The sequence below is a fragment of the Luedemannella flava genome (assembly GCF_039528515.1).
In the GTDB taxonomy this organism is placed as follows: Bacteria; Actinomycetota; Actinomycetes; order Mycobacteriales; family Micromonosporaceae; genus Luedemannella; species Luedemannella flava.
Map to the genome: position 1 here is coordinate 132,685 of NZ_BAAALT010000003.1, position 16,823 is coordinate 149,507.

At 71.9% G+C, this 16,823-nt stretch carries 16 protein-coding genes; 14 read left to right on the top strand and 2 right to left on the bottom strand.

Going from position 1 to position 16,823, the window contains the following annotated elements:
- Positions 1-31 precede the first annotated feature (31 nt).
- The 12 genes from ABD211_RS01005 (at position 32) to ABD211_RS01060 (ending at position 12,098) form a co-directional block, all read left to right on the top strand.
- Positions 32-550 (top strand): type 2 periplasmic-binding domain-containing protein, encoded by a 519-nt coding sequence (locus ABD211_RS01005; protein ID WP_344125167.1) that lies wholly within the window; start codon positions 32-34, stop codon positions 548-550.
- Entirely contained in the window at positions 544-1,767 is a 1,224-nt protein-coding gene (locus ABD211_RS01010) for an ATP-grasp domain-containing protein (protein ID WP_344125169.1), read from the top strand. The genes ABD211_RS01005 and ABD211_RS01010 overlap by 7 nt, the downstream gene beginning before the upstream one ends.
- Positions 1,764-2,855: an aminotransferase class IV gene (locus ABD211_RS01015; RefSeq protein WP_344125171.1), complete on the top strand. Its 1,092-nt coding sequence runs from the start codon at positions 1,764-1,766 to the stop codon at positions 2,853-2,855. The genes ABD211_RS01010 and ABD211_RS01015 overlap by 4 nt, the downstream gene beginning before the upstream one ends.
- A 33-nt stretch (positions 2,856-2,888) precedes the next feature.
- Positions 2,889-3,176: a 4Fe-4S dicluster domain-containing protein gene (locus ABD211_RS01020; protein WP_344125173.1), complete on the top strand. Its 288-nt coding sequence runs from the start codon at positions 2,889-2,891 to the stop codon at positions 3,174-3,176.
- A 17-nt stretch (positions 3,177-3,193) separates the two neighbouring features.
- Positions 3,194-4,750, top strand: coding sequence for a coproporphyrinogen-III oxidase family protein (locus tag ABD211_RS01025; RefSeq protein WP_344125175.1), 1,557 nt, complete (start codon positions 3,194-3,196; stop codon positions 4,748-4,750).
- Between the two features lie 2 nt (positions 4,751-4,752).
- Entirely contained in the window at positions 4,753-5,034 is a 282-nt protein-coding gene (locus tag ABD211_RS01030) for an acyl carrier protein (RefSeq protein WP_344125177.1), read from the top strand.
- Positions 5,027-5,605 (top strand): RBBP9/YdeN family alpha/beta hydrolase, encoded by a 579-nt coding sequence (locus tag ABD211_RS01035; RefSeq protein ID WP_344125179.1) that lies wholly within the window; start codon positions 5,027-5,029, stop codon positions 5,603-5,605. Before ABD211_RS01030 ends, ABD211_RS01035 begins: the two co-directional genes overlap by 8 nt.
- Entirely contained in the window at positions 5,586-7,073 is a 1,488-nt protein-coding gene (locus ABD211_RS01040) for an amino acid adenylation domain-containing protein (protein WP_344125181.1), read from the top strand. Before ABD211_RS01035 ends, ABD211_RS01040 begins: the two co-directional genes overlap by 20 nt.
- A complete protein-coding gene (locus ABD211_RS01045) occupies positions 7,070-8,443 on the top strand; it encodes a S8 family serine peptidase (protein WP_344125183.1) in 1,374 nt (457 codons plus the stop codon). The genes ABD211_RS01040 and ABD211_RS01045 overlap by 4 nt, the downstream gene beginning before the upstream one ends.
- A 98-nt stretch (positions 8,444-8,541) precedes the next feature.
- Positions 8,542-9,870 (top strand): MFS transporter, encoded by a 1,329-nt coding sequence (locus ABD211_RS01050; RefSeq protein ID WP_344125185.1) that lies wholly within the window; start codon positions 8,542-8,544, stop codon positions 9,868-9,870.
- The gene (locus ABD211_RS01055) at positions 9,830-10,933 is read left to right on the top strand and encodes an ATP-grasp domain-containing protein (protein ID WP_344125187.1); all 1,104 of its coding nucleotides are present in this window, start codon (positions 9,830-9,832) and stop codon (positions 10,931-10,933) included. The genes ABD211_RS01050 and ABD211_RS01055 overlap by 41 nt, the downstream gene beginning before the upstream one ends.
- Positions 10,926-12,098, top strand: a complete 1,173-nt coding sequence (locus ABD211_RS01060; RefSeq protein WP_344125189.1) for an ATP-grasp domain-containing protein — start codon at positions 10,926-10,928, stop codon at positions 12,096-12,098. The genes ABD211_RS01055 and ABD211_RS01060 overlap by 8 nt, the downstream gene beginning before the upstream one ends.
- Before the next feature lie 7 nt (positions 12,099-12,105).
- Here ABD211_RS01060 and ABD211_RS01065 read toward each other — a convergent pair whose 3' ends face one another.
- Positions 12,106-12,771, bottom strand: a complete 666-nt coding sequence (locus ABD211_RS01065) for a response regulator (protein WP_344125191.1) — start codon at positions 12,769-12,771, stop codon at positions 12,106-12,108.
- The gene (locus ABD211_RS01070; protein WP_344125387.1) at positions 12,768-13,565 is read right to left on the bottom strand and encodes a sensor histidine kinase; all 798 of its coding nucleotides are present in this window, start codon (positions 13,563-13,565) and stop codon (positions 12,768-12,770) included. The genes ABD211_RS01065 and ABD211_RS01070 overlap by 4 nt, the downstream gene beginning before the upstream one ends.
- Before the next feature lie 158 nt (positions 13,566-13,723).
- On the opposite strand from ABD211_RS01070, the gene ABD211_RS01075 reads away from it, so the two are divergent.
- Positions 13,724-14,443: an ABC transporter ATP-binding protein gene (locus tag ABD211_RS01075; RefSeq protein ID WP_344125193.1), complete on the top strand. Its 720-nt coding sequence runs from the start codon at positions 13,724-13,726 to the stop codon at positions 14,441-14,443.
- Positions 14,440-16,803 carry an ABC transporter permease gene (locus ABD211_RS01080; RefSeq protein ID WP_344125195.1) on the top strand — a complete coding sequence of 788 codons (2,364 nt, stop codon included), beginning with the start codon at positions 14,440-14,442 and terminating at the stop codon, positions 16,801-16,803. Before ABD211_RS01075 ends, ABD211_RS01080 begins: the two co-directional genes overlap by 4 nt.
- The last annotated feature ends 20 nt before the right edge of the window (positions 16,804-16,823 follow it).

Genomic DNA, 16,823 nt, shown 5'->3' on the forward strand with positions numbered 1-16,823 from the left:
CAGCGGCCTCACATCGCCTCCACTGCCGAACGTGGCGACGATCCACACCCTCGGACCGAGCGGCACCAACCTGGAGAAGGCGGCGCACCGGTGGTTCGCGGACCGGCGGCGCCAGGGCACGGTCGTGCTCCACGGCGAGGTGGAGGACGGGCTCGACGTGATGAAGTTCGACGGCACGGAGGCGATCCTCGCCTGCGCCGTCTACCCGCGCCTGCACGATCTCGTCTTCAGCAACCTGCACCGGCTGGAGATGGCCGACAGCTTCATCCTCGACACGTACGACATGGTGCTGGCCACGCGGCCGGACCAGGGCCCCGTGACAACCATCATCACGCACCCGGCGCCGAGCTGCCTGGTGGCGGACCGGGGCACGATCACGTACGCCAGCAGCAACTCGGTGGCCGCGGCGGAGTGCGCCGCCGGCCGCTACGACGCCTGCGTGACCACCGGGCAGGCGGCCCAGGCCGAAGGCCTGCGCACCCTGGAGAACTTCGGGCCCGTGCCGATGGTGTTCACCCTGCACGTGGGGAAGGTCGGCGCCGGGTGCTGATCATCGTTCAACCGCTGTCGGCCGGGACCGCGGCGACGCGCCGGCTGGTGGCCGCCGGGGTGCGTTGCCTCGTCCCGACGCAGTACCCCGAACTGCTGCCGCCCGATGTGCACGCCGGCGCGCGGGTCGTCGCGTGGCATCCGGACCAGGGCGTGCGCGGGCTGCTCGACCTCGTCGAGGAGGCGGGGGAGCCGCCGACCGGCGTGGTCGCCGGCTTCGAGTACGTCGTGGACGTGGCGGCCGAACTGGCCCGGGCCCTCGGGCTGCCGGCGCTGAGCCGGGACACGGGGGAGGCCGTCCGGCAGAAGGACGTCATGCGGGAGCGGTGCGTCAAGCACGACATCGCCGTCCCAGGGTCGGTCGCGGTCGGGCCCGGGCAGGTCGACGAGCCGCCGTTCGCGTTCCCGGTCGTGGTCAAGCCGGCCGACTGGGGCGGCAGCCTGGGGGTGAGCCTCGCCCGCGACGCCGCGGAGTACCACCGGGCCTGCGCCGAGATCCACGAGTACGGCGACGTGCTGTTCCACCACAACCCGCGCCGCGTCGCGCTGGTGGAGGAGTACGTCGAGGGGCCCGAGTTCTCCATCGAGGGCTGGGTGGACGCCGCCGGGATGCATCTGGCGAGCATCACGACGAAGTTCGTCTCCGCGCCGCCGCGCTTCTACGAGATGGGCCACGTCGCCACGCCGCCCGACGACTCGCCGCACGGTCCGCTGCTGCGCGCCTTCGCCGAGCAGGTGGTCGCCGCGTTCGACATCACCGTCGGGCCGTTCCACATCGAGACCCGCATCGCGGGCGACGGCCGTCCGGTGCTCATCGAGGTGGGCGCCCGGCTCGCCGGCGACTGCATTCCCGAGCTGGTCAAGGCGGGCCCGGGCGTCGACCTGTACCTGGCGGCCGCCGAGGCCGCCCGGGGCGGTCGCTACGACGCCACAGCGCCGGCGCCGCGCACGGCCGGCCTGGCGTTTGTCACCGCCGACCGGGCGGGCGTGTTCGCCGGGAGCCTGTCCGGCCTGGAGCGCTTCGCCGCGGCCGACGAGTTCGTCCGGGTGGAGTTCGAGGTCGGGCCCGGCGCCGCGCTCGACCCCGACGACATCTTCAACAACCGGGTCGCCCAGGTGTACTTCACCGGCGACCGGGCCCGAGTCGAGGAACTGGTCGCCGCCGTGCTCTCCGACGTGCGGGTCGACATCGCGGACAAGGAAGGCAGCCGATCGTGAGCACCGACAACGACCTGACCGTCAACGAGACGGCCACCCCCCGCCCGAAGCCGGAGGCCGGCGCCGAGCTGGGCCTGGGCCTGGTCACCGACCACGCGTACGTGATGCGGTGGACCAGGCGTCGCTCCTGGCGGGGCATGACGATCGCCGACCGCGACGAGCTGCCGGCGACGAAGCCGACGGCCGCGGCGCTGCACCTCGGTCAGGCGGTGTTCGACAGCCTCAAGGCCTACCGCATGGCCGACGGCAGCATCGCGGTGTACCGGCCGGACAGCCACATCAAGCGGCTCAACAACGCGGCCCGGCGGATGGCGCTGCCGCAGGTCGACTTCGACCGCGTCTGGTTCGCGATCCGCCGGCTGGTGGAGCTGGACGCGGCCTGGCTGCCGCAGCAGCCCGGCGCGGCGCTGCACCTGCGCTGCCTGCTGGCCGGCAACGGCACCACGCTCGAGGTCGCCCCGGCGGAGGAGTGCCTGTTCACCGTCCTGGCGAGCCCGGTGGGCCGGCCGACGCAGCCCGACGCGCCGACCCGGGCCATGGTCGTGGACGGCTACACGCGGGCCTGGCCGGGCGGCACCGGCGACATCAACGCCGTCGGCAACCAGGGCCAGGGCCTCGTGCCCCGCGAGATCGCGGCCAACTACGGGTACGACCACGTGCTGTGGGTCGGCGGCGAGCCGCAGCGGCGCGTCCAGCAGGTCGGCGCCATGAACGTCTTCTTCGTGATCGACGGGGTGCTGACCACGCCGACCCTGGACGGGACGCTGCTGCCCGGCATCACCCGCGACTCGGTCATCAAGCTGGCCCGCGACGCCGGCACCCGGGTCGACGAGCGGCCCATCGAGCTGGCCGAGGTGCTCGCGGGCATCAGCGACGGGCGGATCACCGAGTGCTTCGGCACCGGCACCGCCGAGGGCGTCGTGTCCATCAGCGGCCTCGGCTACCAGGCGGAGGAGTACCGCCTGCCCGCCGGCACCGCCGTGGCCTCGGGGTACCGCGACCTGCTCGACGGTGTGCGCGACGGCAGCCTGGTCGACCGGTTCGGCTGGATGCGGCGGCTCACCGAGGTCTCAACGGTGAACGCCTGACGGCGGCGGCGACAGAAACAGGAGATCAAGAACATGGCGTACGTCGTCACCGACGCGTGCATCGGCTGCAAGTACACGGACTGCGTGGACGTGTGCCCGGTCAGTTGCTTCCACGAGGGTCCCGAGATGCTCTACATCAACCCCGAGGAGTGCATCGACTGCAACGCCTGCGTGGCCGAGTGCCCGCCGGAGGCCATCTGGGCGGACGTCGATCTGCCCGAGGACAAGTTCGAGTGGATCCAGATCAACGGGGAGATGAGCCAGCAGCTCCCGATCATCTACCAGAGCCACGGCAAGGCCGCCAAAGAGTCCGCCTCGTAGAGATGGGATCGACAGACATGACCATTACCGAGAACGCGTTCATGCTCGGTCTCGATTCGAACTTCTACCTGAAGGACGACTTCGAGAGCCCGGAGAAGCGCACCAACGTCACCTGGTTCTACCCCAAGATCTGCGCCTTCCAGGACGCGCTGCGCACCGAGGAGGAGAAGGCGGAGTACTTCTCGTTCCTCGACCGGCAGACGCACCCGCAGCAGACGGACATCCTGCTGTACTTCCACATCCCGTTCTGCGAGGCGTTCTGCAACTTCTGCGCCTGCTTCAAGGAGTCCTCGGCCAAGTACCAGGGCTCGCAGCGGGTGCGGTTCGTGAAGGCCATGGTGAAGGAGATCGAGCGCAACGCCCGCTCGAAGTACTTCGAGGGCACGAAGATCAAGTACGTGCAGTTCGGCGGGGGTACGCCCTCCGCGCTCGACCAGGACTCGATGAGCGAGATCATCGAGGCGGTGCACCGCGAGTTCGACCTGAGCGAGGTCGACGGGATCTCGCTGGAGGGCAGCCCGCTGGGCCTGTCCGCCGACGGGTACATCGAGATGCTGCGCGACCTCGGCGTCACGCGCATCTCGTTCGGCGTGCAGACGCTCAACGAGGACCTGCGCCGCAAGCTCACCATCAAGGCCTCGGTCGAGCAGGTCTACCAGACCGCCGAGAACATCCGTAAGGCCGGCATCAAGACCTTCGCCCTCGACCTGATGTACAACCTGGCCGGGCAGACCGACGAGATCCTCGCCGCCGACGTGCACGGCATCTGCGCCGAGCTGCGGCCGAGCTTCGTCCAGACGTACCGGTTCAACCAGTGGGAGGGCACCCGCCTCGACCAGCAGATCCGGGCCGGCAAGGTCAGCGACGTCCTGCCCTCGGGCAGCATCGAGCGCGCCCAGTACCGCCAGATCAAGGAGAGCCTGGCCGCGTACGGGTACGACAAGCAGTTGCTCATCAACTTCTTCACGCACCTCGACGACACCGGCCCGATCGGCCTGAACCACGCCTGCGGCGGCAACGGCTACCGGGCGAGCTACACCCTGGGCATCGGCCCGGCCGCCGAGAACTACATGGGCGAGCGCAGCTACCGCAACCACACCAACGTGGACCGGTGGATCGCCGACGTGGAGAACGGGATCATCCCGATCGAGCAGGGCCGCATCTGCAGCGAGGACGAGGTCGAGAACCGCGTCATGGTGTTCTTCCCGGTGTTCGGCACGGTCCGCAAGGCCGACGTCGCCAACCTGGAGAAGTACCGTCGCGAGATCGACTGGATGGTCGAGCGCGGCTACGCGGTCGAGACCGACGAGGACATCACGCTGACCGAGGTCGGCCGCGAGAACGCCGGCAACATCGCGTTCCTGTTCTACTCCGACGAGGAGAAGGCGCGCGCCCGCCGCACCATGTACCTCTCCCTGAAGAACAAGCGCAACCCGTTCCACCAGGACGAGATGAACATCCCGCGGACCTCGGTCTTCATGCAGTCCAAGCTGGCGGTCCGCACTGCCGACCCGGCGGCCACGCCGACGCCGACGCCGGCGCCGACGCCTGCACCGACGCCGCAGGGGAGCTGACCATGACCATGGCCGGCCCGAAGACCCGCGCGGACATCGAGGACGACCTGCGCAAGATCGCGGCGGAGGTGTTCCCGAGGCACAACGTGGACCTGCGCTCGGACACGCCGCTGTTCAACGGCGGACTGTCGCTGAACTCGACCCAGATGATCGAGCTGACGCTGGCGTTCGAGTCCTTCTACGACATCGAACTCGAACCGGAGCTGCTCACGGTGGAGAACTTCGCCACGCTCGGCTCGCTGGCCGAGCTGCTCGAGGATCAGCTCAACGACTCCGATGACTGATGAGGTACGGATCGTCCTGATCCACGGCAACGCCGGCGCGACCATCGACGGCATCTGGTTCCCGTACCTGAAGCGGGAGTTGGAGGGGCGGGGCCACCACGTGGTGGCCCACACCTTCCCCGACCCGATCAAGGGCCGGATGCGGTACTGGCTGCCGTACCTGACGGACGTCATCAAGCCCGACGAGCGGACGGTGATCGTCGGCCACTCGTCGGGCGCGCTGACCGCCCTGCGGTACGCGGAGTCGGCGCCGCTGCTGGGCACGTTCGTGGTCGCCGGGCACCACACCGACTGCGGGTTCGAGCTGGAGCGGCGCAGCGGCTTCTTCGACACCCCCTGGGACTGGGCGGCGATCAAGCGCAACCAGCGGTTCATCGTCCAGTTCCACTCGACGGACGACCCGTGGGTGCCCGTCGAGGTCGCCAAGGAGCTGCACGGGCTCGCCGACAGCCGGCTGATCCTGATGGAGGGGATGGGCCACTTCGGGTCGTACGACCAGCAGATGGAGACCTTCCCCGAGCTGTTGGAGGCCGTGTGCCAGGAGCTCGAGAATGACCCTTCGTTTCGTTGACGAGGTCCTCGACCGCCTCGACGACGAGGACGCCGTGGCGGCGGGCGACGTGGCCACCGGCGCCGAGGTGTCCTACCGGACGCTGGCCCGGCGCACCCAGGCGCTGACCGACCGGCTCGCGCCGCACGTCGGGCGGCACGGCACGGTCGCCATGGTGCTGGACAAGTCCATCGACTCGGTGGTGTGCATGTGGGCGGCGCTGCGCCTGGGCGCCCGCTACGTGCCCATCGACGAGTCGCTGCCGCCGGCCCGGGTGGCGCTGCTGCTCGACACGTGCCGCCCGGCGGTGACGGTGGTGCACCCGCAGCACCGCCACCTGGTAGCCGGTCCCGTCGTCATCCCCGACGAGGCCGAGGCCGACTACCTCGCTTCGCAGTACGGGGACCGGGACCCGGACGACCAGGCGTACGTCATCTTCACGTCGGGGTCGACCGGCGGCCCCAAGGGCGTGATGATCAGCCACCGCAGCGTGTGTGCGCTGCTGGAGGGCGTACAAGAGGTTGTCGGTTTTGCCGAGGGCATGCGCTACCTGAACGTGGCGCCGCTGTTCTTCGACGCGTCCGTCGTCGACCTGTACTCGACGTTCCTCGTCGGCGGCAGCGTGCACCTGCTGCCCCGGCTGTCGATGGCCGGACAGGTGACGCAGGCGTTGGAGCGGTGGCGCATCACCGACACCCTGCTCGTGCCGTCGGTGATCCGCATGCTGCTGGGCCGGTTCAGCGACATCGACCGCCGCGACCTCAGCGCGTTGCGGCGGCTGTGGTTCGGCGGCGAGTCGTGTCCGGTCTCGCTGCTGCGCGCCCTGGACAAGAAGGTCCCCGGCCTCACGTACGTGCACGGCTACGGGCCGACCGAGACGACGCACAGCGCGACTCTCTATCTCACCGACGACATCGCGTCGCACGAGGGCGAGTACCTGCCGATCGGCACGCCGCTGCCGGCCGTCGACGTGCTGGTCGTCGACGACGACCTGCGCCCGGTGCCCGACGGCGGGACCGGCGAGCTGCTCATCGGCGGCCCGCAGGTCATGGTGGGGTACTGCGAGGAGCCGGCGAAGACCGACGAGGTGCTGGTCACGCTGGATAAGCGGTACTACCGCTCGGGCGACTTCGTGCACCGCGACGCGGCCGGCCAGCTGGTGTTCGTCGGGCGTCGCGACGACGCCGTGAAGATCGCCGGCAACCTTGTGCACACCTCGGAGGTCGAGGCCGCCGCGCTGGCCGTCGACTGGGTGGGGGACTGCTGCGCGGTCGTGACCGAGCACCCGGTGGCGGGCCGGGCCATCACCCTGTTCGTGCTGGGCGACGACCCCGACGGCGGCGACGCGCTGCGCGACGAGCTGGCCCGGGTCCTGCCCGCGTACATGGTGCCGGCGCGCATCGTCGTGGTCGGCGAGGGGGACGTGGGCCTCACCCCGACCGGCAAGCTCGACCGCGGTCGGCTGCGCGACCTGGCGGGAACCGCGTGATCGAGGACGAGATCGCCGCGTTCACCGAGCGCGGCGTGCTGACGGTCGTCCCGCGCTCCGCGTCGGGACGCGGCCTGGCCGGCGACCCCGCCGAGCTGCTGCGCCACCCCGTCGAGGAGTTCCTGCCGGCACCCGGCACCGTCGACCGGGTGGCCGAGGCGCTCCTGCGCGAGGGCCTCACCGTCGAGGCGCGCACCGACGTCGGCCTGACCGTCAGCGGCGGACAGGCCCTGCTCGCGGACGTCTTCGGCCACGGCGTCGCCGTGGTGCGCAACAAGTACATCCGCGACTCGCCCCGGTACGAGCTGGTGGCCGACGGGCCGCTGCGCTCGCGGGTGTGCCCCGACCTGATCGCCGAGGTGTCCGCCCCCCGGTCCGGGTTCGAGCTGACCGCGCCCCCGGCCGTCGTCGCCGGCCACCACCTGCGCCTGCCCGACGACGCGGTCCGCGTGGCCGGCGCGGGGCCGTTGCACGACGCAGGGATCCGGGGTGAGGGCGTACGGGTCGTCATGGTCGACACCGGCCTCTACGACCACCCGCACCACCGCGCGCACGGCTACCGGACCTCCGTCGTCGCGGCACTGTCGCACCTGGACCCCGCCGTCGACGAGCGCGGCCACGGCACGGCGATGTCGGCGCTGCTGCTCGCGGTCGCGCCGGACGTGTCGCTGACGATGGTGAAGATGGCCACCGAGGGCTTCTCGTTCCCGGTCGCCGCGTTCCAGCGCGCCGTCGCGGTGGCGCCGGACATCATCTCCTGCAGCTGGGGCACCATGCGGGCGGAGCCCCACCTGCACCTGGAGGTCGCCAACGCGATCCGGCGCGGCATCACGGTGCTGTTCGCGGCCGGCAACGGGTCGACCGACCGCCCCACCGCGATGTTCCAGTCCGTCGCCACGCCCGGCACCATCACCGTCGGCGGCGTGCACGTGGGACCCGACGGCGAGCTGCGGGCCGCCGACCTCGCGTCCAGCTACCGGTCGGACGTGTTCCCCGGCCGCGCCGTGCCGGACGTGTCCGGCCCGTGCGGGATGCTGCCCAACGGCAACTACATCCTGTTCCCGACCCAGCCGGGCTGCATGTTCGACCGCCGTAACAGCGCCTATGACGGGACGGCCCCGGACGACGGCTGGCTCGTGTCCAGCGGCACCTCGGGCGCGACGGCGTACGCCGCCGGCGTGCTCGCCCTCGGCGTGCAACAGGGCTGGAAGTTGAGCGCCGACGCGCTGGCGGAGCGGTGCGTGCCCGTCACCGAGGGGAACTCCATCACGGGCGACGAATGCGGCGGAGTGAGCCCTAACCCCGCGACCGGCCACGGTCTGCTCACTGCGGGACCAACCACCTTGTCTGTCCACATGGCACGTTGTTAAGCTCGCCGGTGGACAGACGGGGGATCTCCGCATGACTGGACTCTTCCGTGTTGGCTGCTAGCGGACCCGATACGGCGGAAATTCGGCAGCAACACGTCGTGCGGTTCGTTGCCGGTCGCGGCCTCGCCGCACTGGCTGACCAGTTCCTGTTGTTCGCGATCCCGCTGCTGGTCTACAAGACCACGGGCAGCGTCGCCGCGAGCGGCCTGGTCTTCCTGATCGAATGGTTGCCCCGCGTCCTGTTCGTGCCCGTCGCGGGGGTGCTCGCCGACCGGATCGACGGCTACAAGCTCTACGTCGGCGCCGACAGCGTCCGCGCCCTGCTCGCCATGGGGGCCTTCGCGGCCGTCCAGGCGTGGCCCGGCGCGAGCGTGGTGACGCTGAGCATCCTGGCCGCGTCGATGTCGCTCGCCAGCGCCCAGGCGTACATCGCGATGGAGACGACGCTGCCCCGCTTCGTGCCGCCGGAGCACATGGTGCGCGCCCAGTCCGTCATCCAAGGCACCGAGCAGGCCAGCACGGTGCTCGGGCCGGCCGTCGCGGCGGCGGGTGCCGCGCTGCTCGGCACCGTCGACCTGCTGCTGGCCACGGGCGTGCTGTTCGCGCTGACGACAGTCAACGTGGTCACGCTGCGGTCCACCCTGCGCCGGGCGGTGACCAACGAGGAGCCGACGAGCCTGCGCAGCGTCGTCGCCGGGGTGGCCGAGGGGGCGCGGACGCTGTTCAAGCTCCCCGCCATGGTCGGCCTCGTCGGGTTGACCATGATGGTGAACCTGATGGTCGGTGTCGGCATGGCCACCAGCGCCGCCATCACCACGGGCACGTTCGGCAAGTCGGACGGGTTCTTCGCGGTGCTGTCCTTCGCCGAGGGCCTGCTGTCGCTGCTCATCTTCTTCGTGATCCCGAAGCTGTCGCAGCACGTCACGTCGCTGGTCGCCATCCTCGGCGCCTTCGTCGTCATCTGCCTGGGCGGGCTGACGATCGGTCAGGCGTCCTCGTTCGGGCAGTTCGTCATCGGGTACGTGCTGCTGATCGGCACGGTCGGCGTGCTGAACGTCTTCATCCGGGCCGAGCGGATCAAGCGGATCCCCCGCGAACATCTCGGCAAGACCATCGGCCTCATCGTCCTGCTGAACCAGGCCTCGCTGCCGGTCTCCGGTCTCGTCGTCGCGACCTTCGCCAAGGCGCACGGCGCGCAGGCGGTGATGACCGGCTCGGTGGTCGGGGCCGTCCTCGTCGCCGCATCCCTCCTTCCGCTCGTCCTAAAACTGAGGTACTCCGATGCGCATTTTGATCCTTCACCGCATCACCGACGACATCGTCCGGTACGCGGACGGCATCGACTTCACGGCTCACGACGTGACGTTTATCGGTACACCCGAACGGATGGCGACGCTGCCGCCGCACCTGCCGGGAACCCGGATTGAGCGACCCGGCATCGACGCGACGGAGACCGAGGTCATCGCGGCCATGGCCGGCCGGCCCCGGCCGGACCTGGTCATCGCGCAGTCGGAGTTCGACCTGATCGCGGCCGCCCGGGTCCGGGAGGCGCTGAACGTGCCCGGCCCCTGGGAGGCCGACGTGCTCCCCGTGCGCGACAAGGTCGTCATGAAGGACGCCGCCGCGCGCGCCGGCCTGCGCGTACCCCGGTACCTGTCCCTTCCGGCCGCCCTCGCCGGGGCGGAGGTCCCGTGGCAGGGCCGCACGGTCCTCAAGCCGCTCGACGGCGCCTCCAGCCTGGGCGTCGCCACGTTCGACACGGTCGCGGAAGCGCTCGCCGGCCTGCCCGCCGGCGCGGACCCCGACGGCTTCGAGGTCGAGGAGTTTATCGACGGCGCGATCATCCACGTGGACGGCCTGGCCGTCGACGGCGTCCCGGTGGTTGTCCAGGCCAGCCGCTACGTCGGCACCCTCCTCGGGTACGCCCAGGGCAGCCCGGCCGGTTCGGTGCAGATCGACACCCCGCCGTCGCTGGTGGAGTGGACCACCGACTGCCTGCGCGCGGTCGGCATCACCACCAGCCTGTTCCACCTGGAGGGGTTCGAGACGCCCGACGGCCCGGTGTTCCTCGAGGTGGCCGCCCGGTTCGGCGGCGCGGGCGTCGCCGAGTCGTTCGAGCTGGCCACCGGTGTGCACATGCCGTCGGTGCAGCTGCGCGCCCTGTCGGAGGCCGGCGCGGCGAAGTTCGACGTCCGCGACTGCGGCCCGGACGCCCGCTACGGCTGGTTCGTCTGGCCCGGTCACCTGCTCGGCGACAAGTTCTGCGAGATCACGGGCACGGACCGGTTCCGGGACGACCCGCGCGTGTACCGCTGGGTCGAGCGTGCCGCCGACGAACCGGTCAGCCAGACGCTCAGCTACGCCGACTACGACGTGCCGATCGCCGGCATCGTCGGCCCGGCCCCAACGGAGGAGCTCGACCGGTTCCTGCGCGAGATGTTCGCCGCCGTCACGGTGACCGCGGCGGGGAAGGCGGCCACCGATGTCTGAGCTGCTGATGGTCGGGGTCGGCTTCATGGGCCAGCCGTACCTGGCCGCCGCGCGGCGGCTGGGCCTGCGCGTCGTCGCCGTCGAGGGCGCCGCCCGCGCGGCCCACACCGGCACCCTCGTCGACGACCTCCACGTGAGCCCCGGCCCGCACGACGAGCAGTGGGCGCAGGCCGCCTGGGCCGCCGCCGCGGCCGGCAAGCCCACCGGCGTCGTCGCCTTCACCGAGGCCAACGTGCTCGGGGCGGCGCTCCTGCAGGACGGCCTCGGCCTGTCGGGGCCTTCGCTGCACGCGGCGACCATCTCCCGCAACAAGGCGCTGCAGCGCGGCATCTTCGCGACCGCCGGCATCCGGCAGCCGGAGTACCTGATGGTCGATCGGCTCGAGGCGGCGCGCGACTGGGCGGCCGCGCGGTTCCCGGTGGTGGTGAAGCCGCTGTCGGCGGCCGGCAGCGAGGGCGTCGAGCTGGTCGCGGACGCGGACGCCTTCGACGAGGCCGTCGTCCGGCGCGAGACCGGGCCGTTGCTGGTGGAGACCGCCGTAGACGGACCGGAGTACAGCTGGGAGGCGCTGGTCCACGAGGGCCGGGTGTGGCTGACCAACCTGACCGCCAAGGAGACGACCGACCCGCCGTACTTCGTCGAGGTGGCGCACCGCACGGGCGTCGAGCTCGGTGCCGAGGTGGACGACTTCTGCACCGCGGTCCTGACCGCGCTCGGCATGCGGACGGGGATCGTGCACCTGGAGTTCCGGATGGCGGCCGACGGGCCGACGCTCATGGAGGTCGCCGTCCGCACGCCGGGGGACTACCTCATGGACCTGCTCGGCCTCACGTACGGGGTGGACTGGTTCGAGATGGTCGTCCGGCTCGCGACGGGGCTGCCGTTGCCGTCCGCGCCGGCCGGCCCGGTCGCCTACGCCGCCAGCTACCTGCCGGTGGCGCCGACCGGGCTCCTGGTCGGGTTCGAGGGCCTGGCCGAGATCGAGGCGCACCCGGCGTTCGTGTCGGCGGGCTGGTGGAAGAACCCCGGCGACGTCGTCGCGCCGACCACCTGGAGCGCCGACCGGGCCGGCTACGTCATCGTCTCGGCCGAGACGCCGCAACTGCGTGACGAGGCGCTGGAGTTCGTCCGCCGCACGCTGGTCATCCGTACCCGCCCGGAGTAACGGTGCCTCACGCCTCGCCGGGGCTCACCAGACCCGTCTCGTACGCCAGCACGACCGCCTGGGCCCGGTCGCGCAACGACAGTTTGGCGAAGATCCGGGCCACGTGGGTCTTCACCGTCGCCTCGCTCAGCGTCAGCCGCCGGGCCAGCTCGGTGTTGGACAGCCCACGACCCAGCAGCGTGAGGACCTCCAGCTCCCGCGGCGTCAACGCGGCCAGCTCCCGGTGCGTCGCGGCAGGGGCGTCGGGTTCGTCGGCGGCGAACCGTTCCACCAGCCGTCGGGTGATCGAGGGCGACAGCAGCGCGTCACCCGTGCCGACCAGCCGCACGGCCGCCGCGAGATGGTCGGCGGTGACGTCCTTGAGCAGGAAGCCGCTCGCGCCGATGGCGAGCGCGGCGTAGACGTACCGGTCGAGGTCGAACGTGGTGAGCATGAGCACCCGGCAGTGCGGGTCGTGGTCGAGGATCCGCCGGGTCGCCTCCAGGCCGTCCATCGTCGGCATGCGGATGTCCATGAGTACGACGTCGGGCCGCAGCCGCCCCGCCGCCGCGACCGCCTCGGCCCCGTCGCCGGCCTCGCCGACGACGTCGATGCCCCGCATCGTCAGGATGAGGCGGAACCCGGCCCGGATCAGCTCCTGGTCGTCGACGATGAGAACCCTCGGCTCGGTCATCGCGGGTCCACCGGGATGCGGGCGCGGACCCGGTACCCGCCGCCGAGCCGGCGGCGCCCGTCGAGGTCGCCGACGTAGACGCCGACCCGCTGGCGCAGCCCGAGCAGGCCGCGCCCGGCGCCGTCACCGGGCTGCGGCCGGGCACCGCCGGTCAGCACACTGGGTCCGGTGTTGAGCACCTCGATCCGCAGGGTGCGCTCGGCGTAACGGATGGTCACCTCGGCCGAGCCGCCGGCGCCGTGCTTGAGCGCGTTCGTCAGCGCCTCCTGGATGATGCGGTACGCGGTGACGTCCACCCCGCTGGGCAGCGGGCGTGGTTCGCCCGAGATGCGCACCTCCACCGGCAGGCCGGCGAATGCGATCCGGTCGATAAGCGGGGTGAGCCGGCTCAGGCTGGGCTGCGGCGTGAGCCCGCCGGCGTCGCCGTCATCGTCCCCGTCAGCGGGCGGGGCCAGCACGCCGAGGAGATGGCGCAGCTCGGTCATGGTGGCGCGGCCGGCGCCCTCGACGGCGGCCAGCGCGGCCGCGGCCTCCTCGGGCATGGTGGCGAGCACCTCGCGCGCCGCCGACGCCTGGACGATCATGAGGCTGACGTTGTGGCTGACGATATCGTGCAGTTCGCGGGCGATCCGGGCGCGTTCCGCGTCGACGGCCGTACGTGCGGCGCTCTCCCGCTCGCGTTCGAGCAGCCAGCCACGCTCCTCCAGCGCGCGGCGGTGCCGACGCCGGGCGCGCGCGTACGCCACGGCGAGCCCTGCGGCGACCGCGCAGGCCACCGCGAGCGCGCCGCCCAGCCATACCGTCGCGGATCCCACGCGCCTACCCTCGCAGATCACGCCCGGACCGGCGTCATGCCCGGGGTGCAGTCGCGTACATCCCGAGGATGACGTCGCGCCGAGGTTGCATCCACCGGCCGATGCGCCGCAGGTCAGAGCGCCCGTAGCGTGCTGGCATGACCTCAGACACCTGCGTCGTGCGGCTCGATGACGTGCGCAAGGAGTACCGCGACACGGTCGCGCTGGACGGCGTGTCCCTCGAGATCCACACGGGCGAGGCGGTGGCCGTGATGGGCCCGTCCGGGTGCGGGAAGTCCACCCTGCTGAACATGATCGCCGGGCTGGACCGGCCGACGGCCGGGTCCGTACGCGTCCACGGGGAGGACCTGGGACGGCTCAACGAGTCCCGGCTGGCCCTGTTCCGCCGGCACCGCATCGGCATGATCTTCCAATTCTTCAACCTGCTCGACGACCTGCCCGCGCTGGACAACGTGGCGCTCGCGGCCCAGCTGACCGGCACCGCCGCCGCGCCCGCCCGCCGGCGCGCGCTCGAACTGCTCGACGAGCTGGGCATCGCCGACCGCCGAGACACCTACCCGGCCGCGCTGAGCGGCGGCGAGCGGCAGCGCGTCGCCGTCGCGCGGGCGCTGATGAACCGGCCCGCCCTGCTGCTGGCGGACGAGCCGACCGGCGCGCTGGACAGCAGGGCGGGCGAGCAGGTGATGGACCTGCTGCTCGACCTCAACCAGATCGGACAGACGCTGCTCATCGTCACCCACGACGAGCGGCTCGCCACCCGGTGCGCGAGCCGGGTGGTCGACCTGGCCGACGGCCGGATCGTGCGCGAGCGGGCCATCAACCCGGAGGTTCCCGTGGGCGCGGGGGACCGGGCGTGAGGGCCGTCTGGCGGGCGGCCCGGGCGGCGGTGCGCCGGCGCCGGCTGCAGACGTTCGTCGTCGGCCTGGTCGTCCTGCTCTCCACCACGACGATCATGGTCGCCCTTGTCCTGCTCGACGCCTCGTCCGCGCCGTTCGAGCGGGCCTTCGCCGCCCAGAGCGGCCCGCACGCCGTCGCGGTCTTCGACGCCGCGAAGGTCGACGGCGTCGACCTGGCCGCCCGGCGGACCGGGGTCGCCGCGGCGGCCGGGCCGTTCCGGCTGGCCCGACTCCAGAGCGGACAGGGCGAGCTGTTCGGCCCGCGCCGCCCGCTGACCGTCGTGGGCCGCGCCGATCCCGGCGGGCCGGTCGACCAGCTGGATCTGTGGCAGGGCCGCTGGCCCACCGGACCCGGCGAGGTGGTGCTCAACCAACCTCCGGACGCGAACGGTCCGCCACGGGTCACCGAACTCACCCTCGGCGGTCGGACGTTCACGGTGGTGGGCAGCGCGTTCAGCCTCAGCCAGACGGCCGACGCCTGGGTCACCCCCGACCAGGTCGCGGCCCTGAACCCCACCGGCGTGCAGATGCTCTACCGGTTCGCCGGCGACGTGTCGACGAGGGCGGCGATCGACGCCGACGTCGCGGCGGTCACCAGCGGCCTGCCGGCCGGGGCGCTCGTCGCCGCCCGGCCGTACCTCGCCGTGAAGGAGGAACTCGCCGAGGACATCGACGTGTTCGTGCCGCTGCTCGCCACGTTCGGCGTACTCGGGCTGGTGGTCTCGGTCGTCATCGTCGGCAACGTGGTCAGCGGCGCGGTCGTCTCCGGGTTCCGGCACATCGGGGTGCTCAAGGCGCTCGGGTACACGCCCCGTCAGGTCGTGGCGGTATACCTCATCATGGTCCTGGTGCCCGCCGTCGTCGGCTGCGTCGTCGGCACCATCCTCGGCGTGCTCGCCGCGCAGCCGCTGCTCACCGAAGGGTTCGAAGGGATGGGCCTCGGCGGCGGCATCGGCGCGGCCCCGTGGGCGGTCGCCGTCGGGCTGCTCGCCGTGCCGGCCCTCGTCGCGCTGACCGCGTTCGTGCCGGCAGTCCGGGCGTACCGGCTGTCGGCGGCCGAAGCGATCAGCGCCGGCAGCGCCCCCCGTACCGGCCACGGCGTGCGCGTGCAGCGGCGACTCGCCGGCGCCCGGCTGCCCCGCGCCGTCAGCCTCGGGCTCGGGCTGCCCTTCGCGCGGCCGGGCCGCACCGCCTTCACGATCGCCGCCGTGCTGCTGGGCGTCACCACGGTGACGTTCGCGACCGGGCTCACCGACACGTTGAACCGCCTGACCGACATCGACAACCGCGTCTCCGGGCAGATCGGCGTCGCGCCCTCCGACGGCACCAGCCGGGTGGGCGGCCCCGGCCAACCGCCGCCTCCGGACGCTGTGCCGCAGACCACCAGCCGGACCGACGCCCAGGTGGAGCAGCTCCTGCGCGACCTGCCGGGCGCCGCCCGGGTGGCCCCTATCCTGGGGCTGCTGGTGCCGGTCCTCGGGCATACGCAACCGGTCCCCGTGACCTTCGTGCGCGGGGACATCGCCGCGATGGGCTACCAGGATCTGTTGACCTCCGGCCGCTGGATGGCCGATCCCGACGAGACCGTGGTGCCCACGGAGGTCCTGCTCTCGCTCGGGCTCGACGTCGGCGACCGGCTCACGCTGGACCTCGACGGCCGGCGCACGGAACTCACGATCGTCGGCGAGACGATCGACGGCGCGCCCGTCGGGTCGCCGGCCGCCTTCGTCGACTGGCAGGTCCTCACCGCGCTGAGCCCGGACCGCGTCGTCGCGCCCGCGGAGGTGTACTACCAGGTCCAGCTCGTCGACGGTGCCGACGTGACCGCGTACATCAAGGCTGTCCGGGCGGCCGACCCCGCGCTCGACGCGTTCGACCGGTCGAGGGTGAGCGACTTCGCGGTGATCGTGCTGAGCTTCTCGACGGTGCTGGCGCTGCTGTTGTCGACGGTCGCAGCGTTGGGCGTGTTCAACACGGTGGTGCTCAACGTCCATGAGCGCCGGCGCGACCTCGGCATGCTCAAGTCCATCGGCATGACCCCGCGCCAGGTGGTGACCATGGTGCTGACCTCGATGGCGCTGCTGGGCATGGTCGGCGGCGCGCTCGGCATTCCACTGGGGATGCTCGCGCACGGTCGCATCATCCCGGCCACCGCGGCCGCGGCCCGGTCCAGCATCCCGGCCGCGGCCCTGGACGTGTGGCACGCGCCGACGTTGGCGCTGCTCGCCCTGGCCGGCCTCGTCATCGCGCTCCTGGGTGCCCTGGTGCCCGCACGGCGCGCGGCCCGTTTGCGGATCGCTGAGGTGCTCCACAACGAGTAGCGCTCACCTGATGGTGCGCA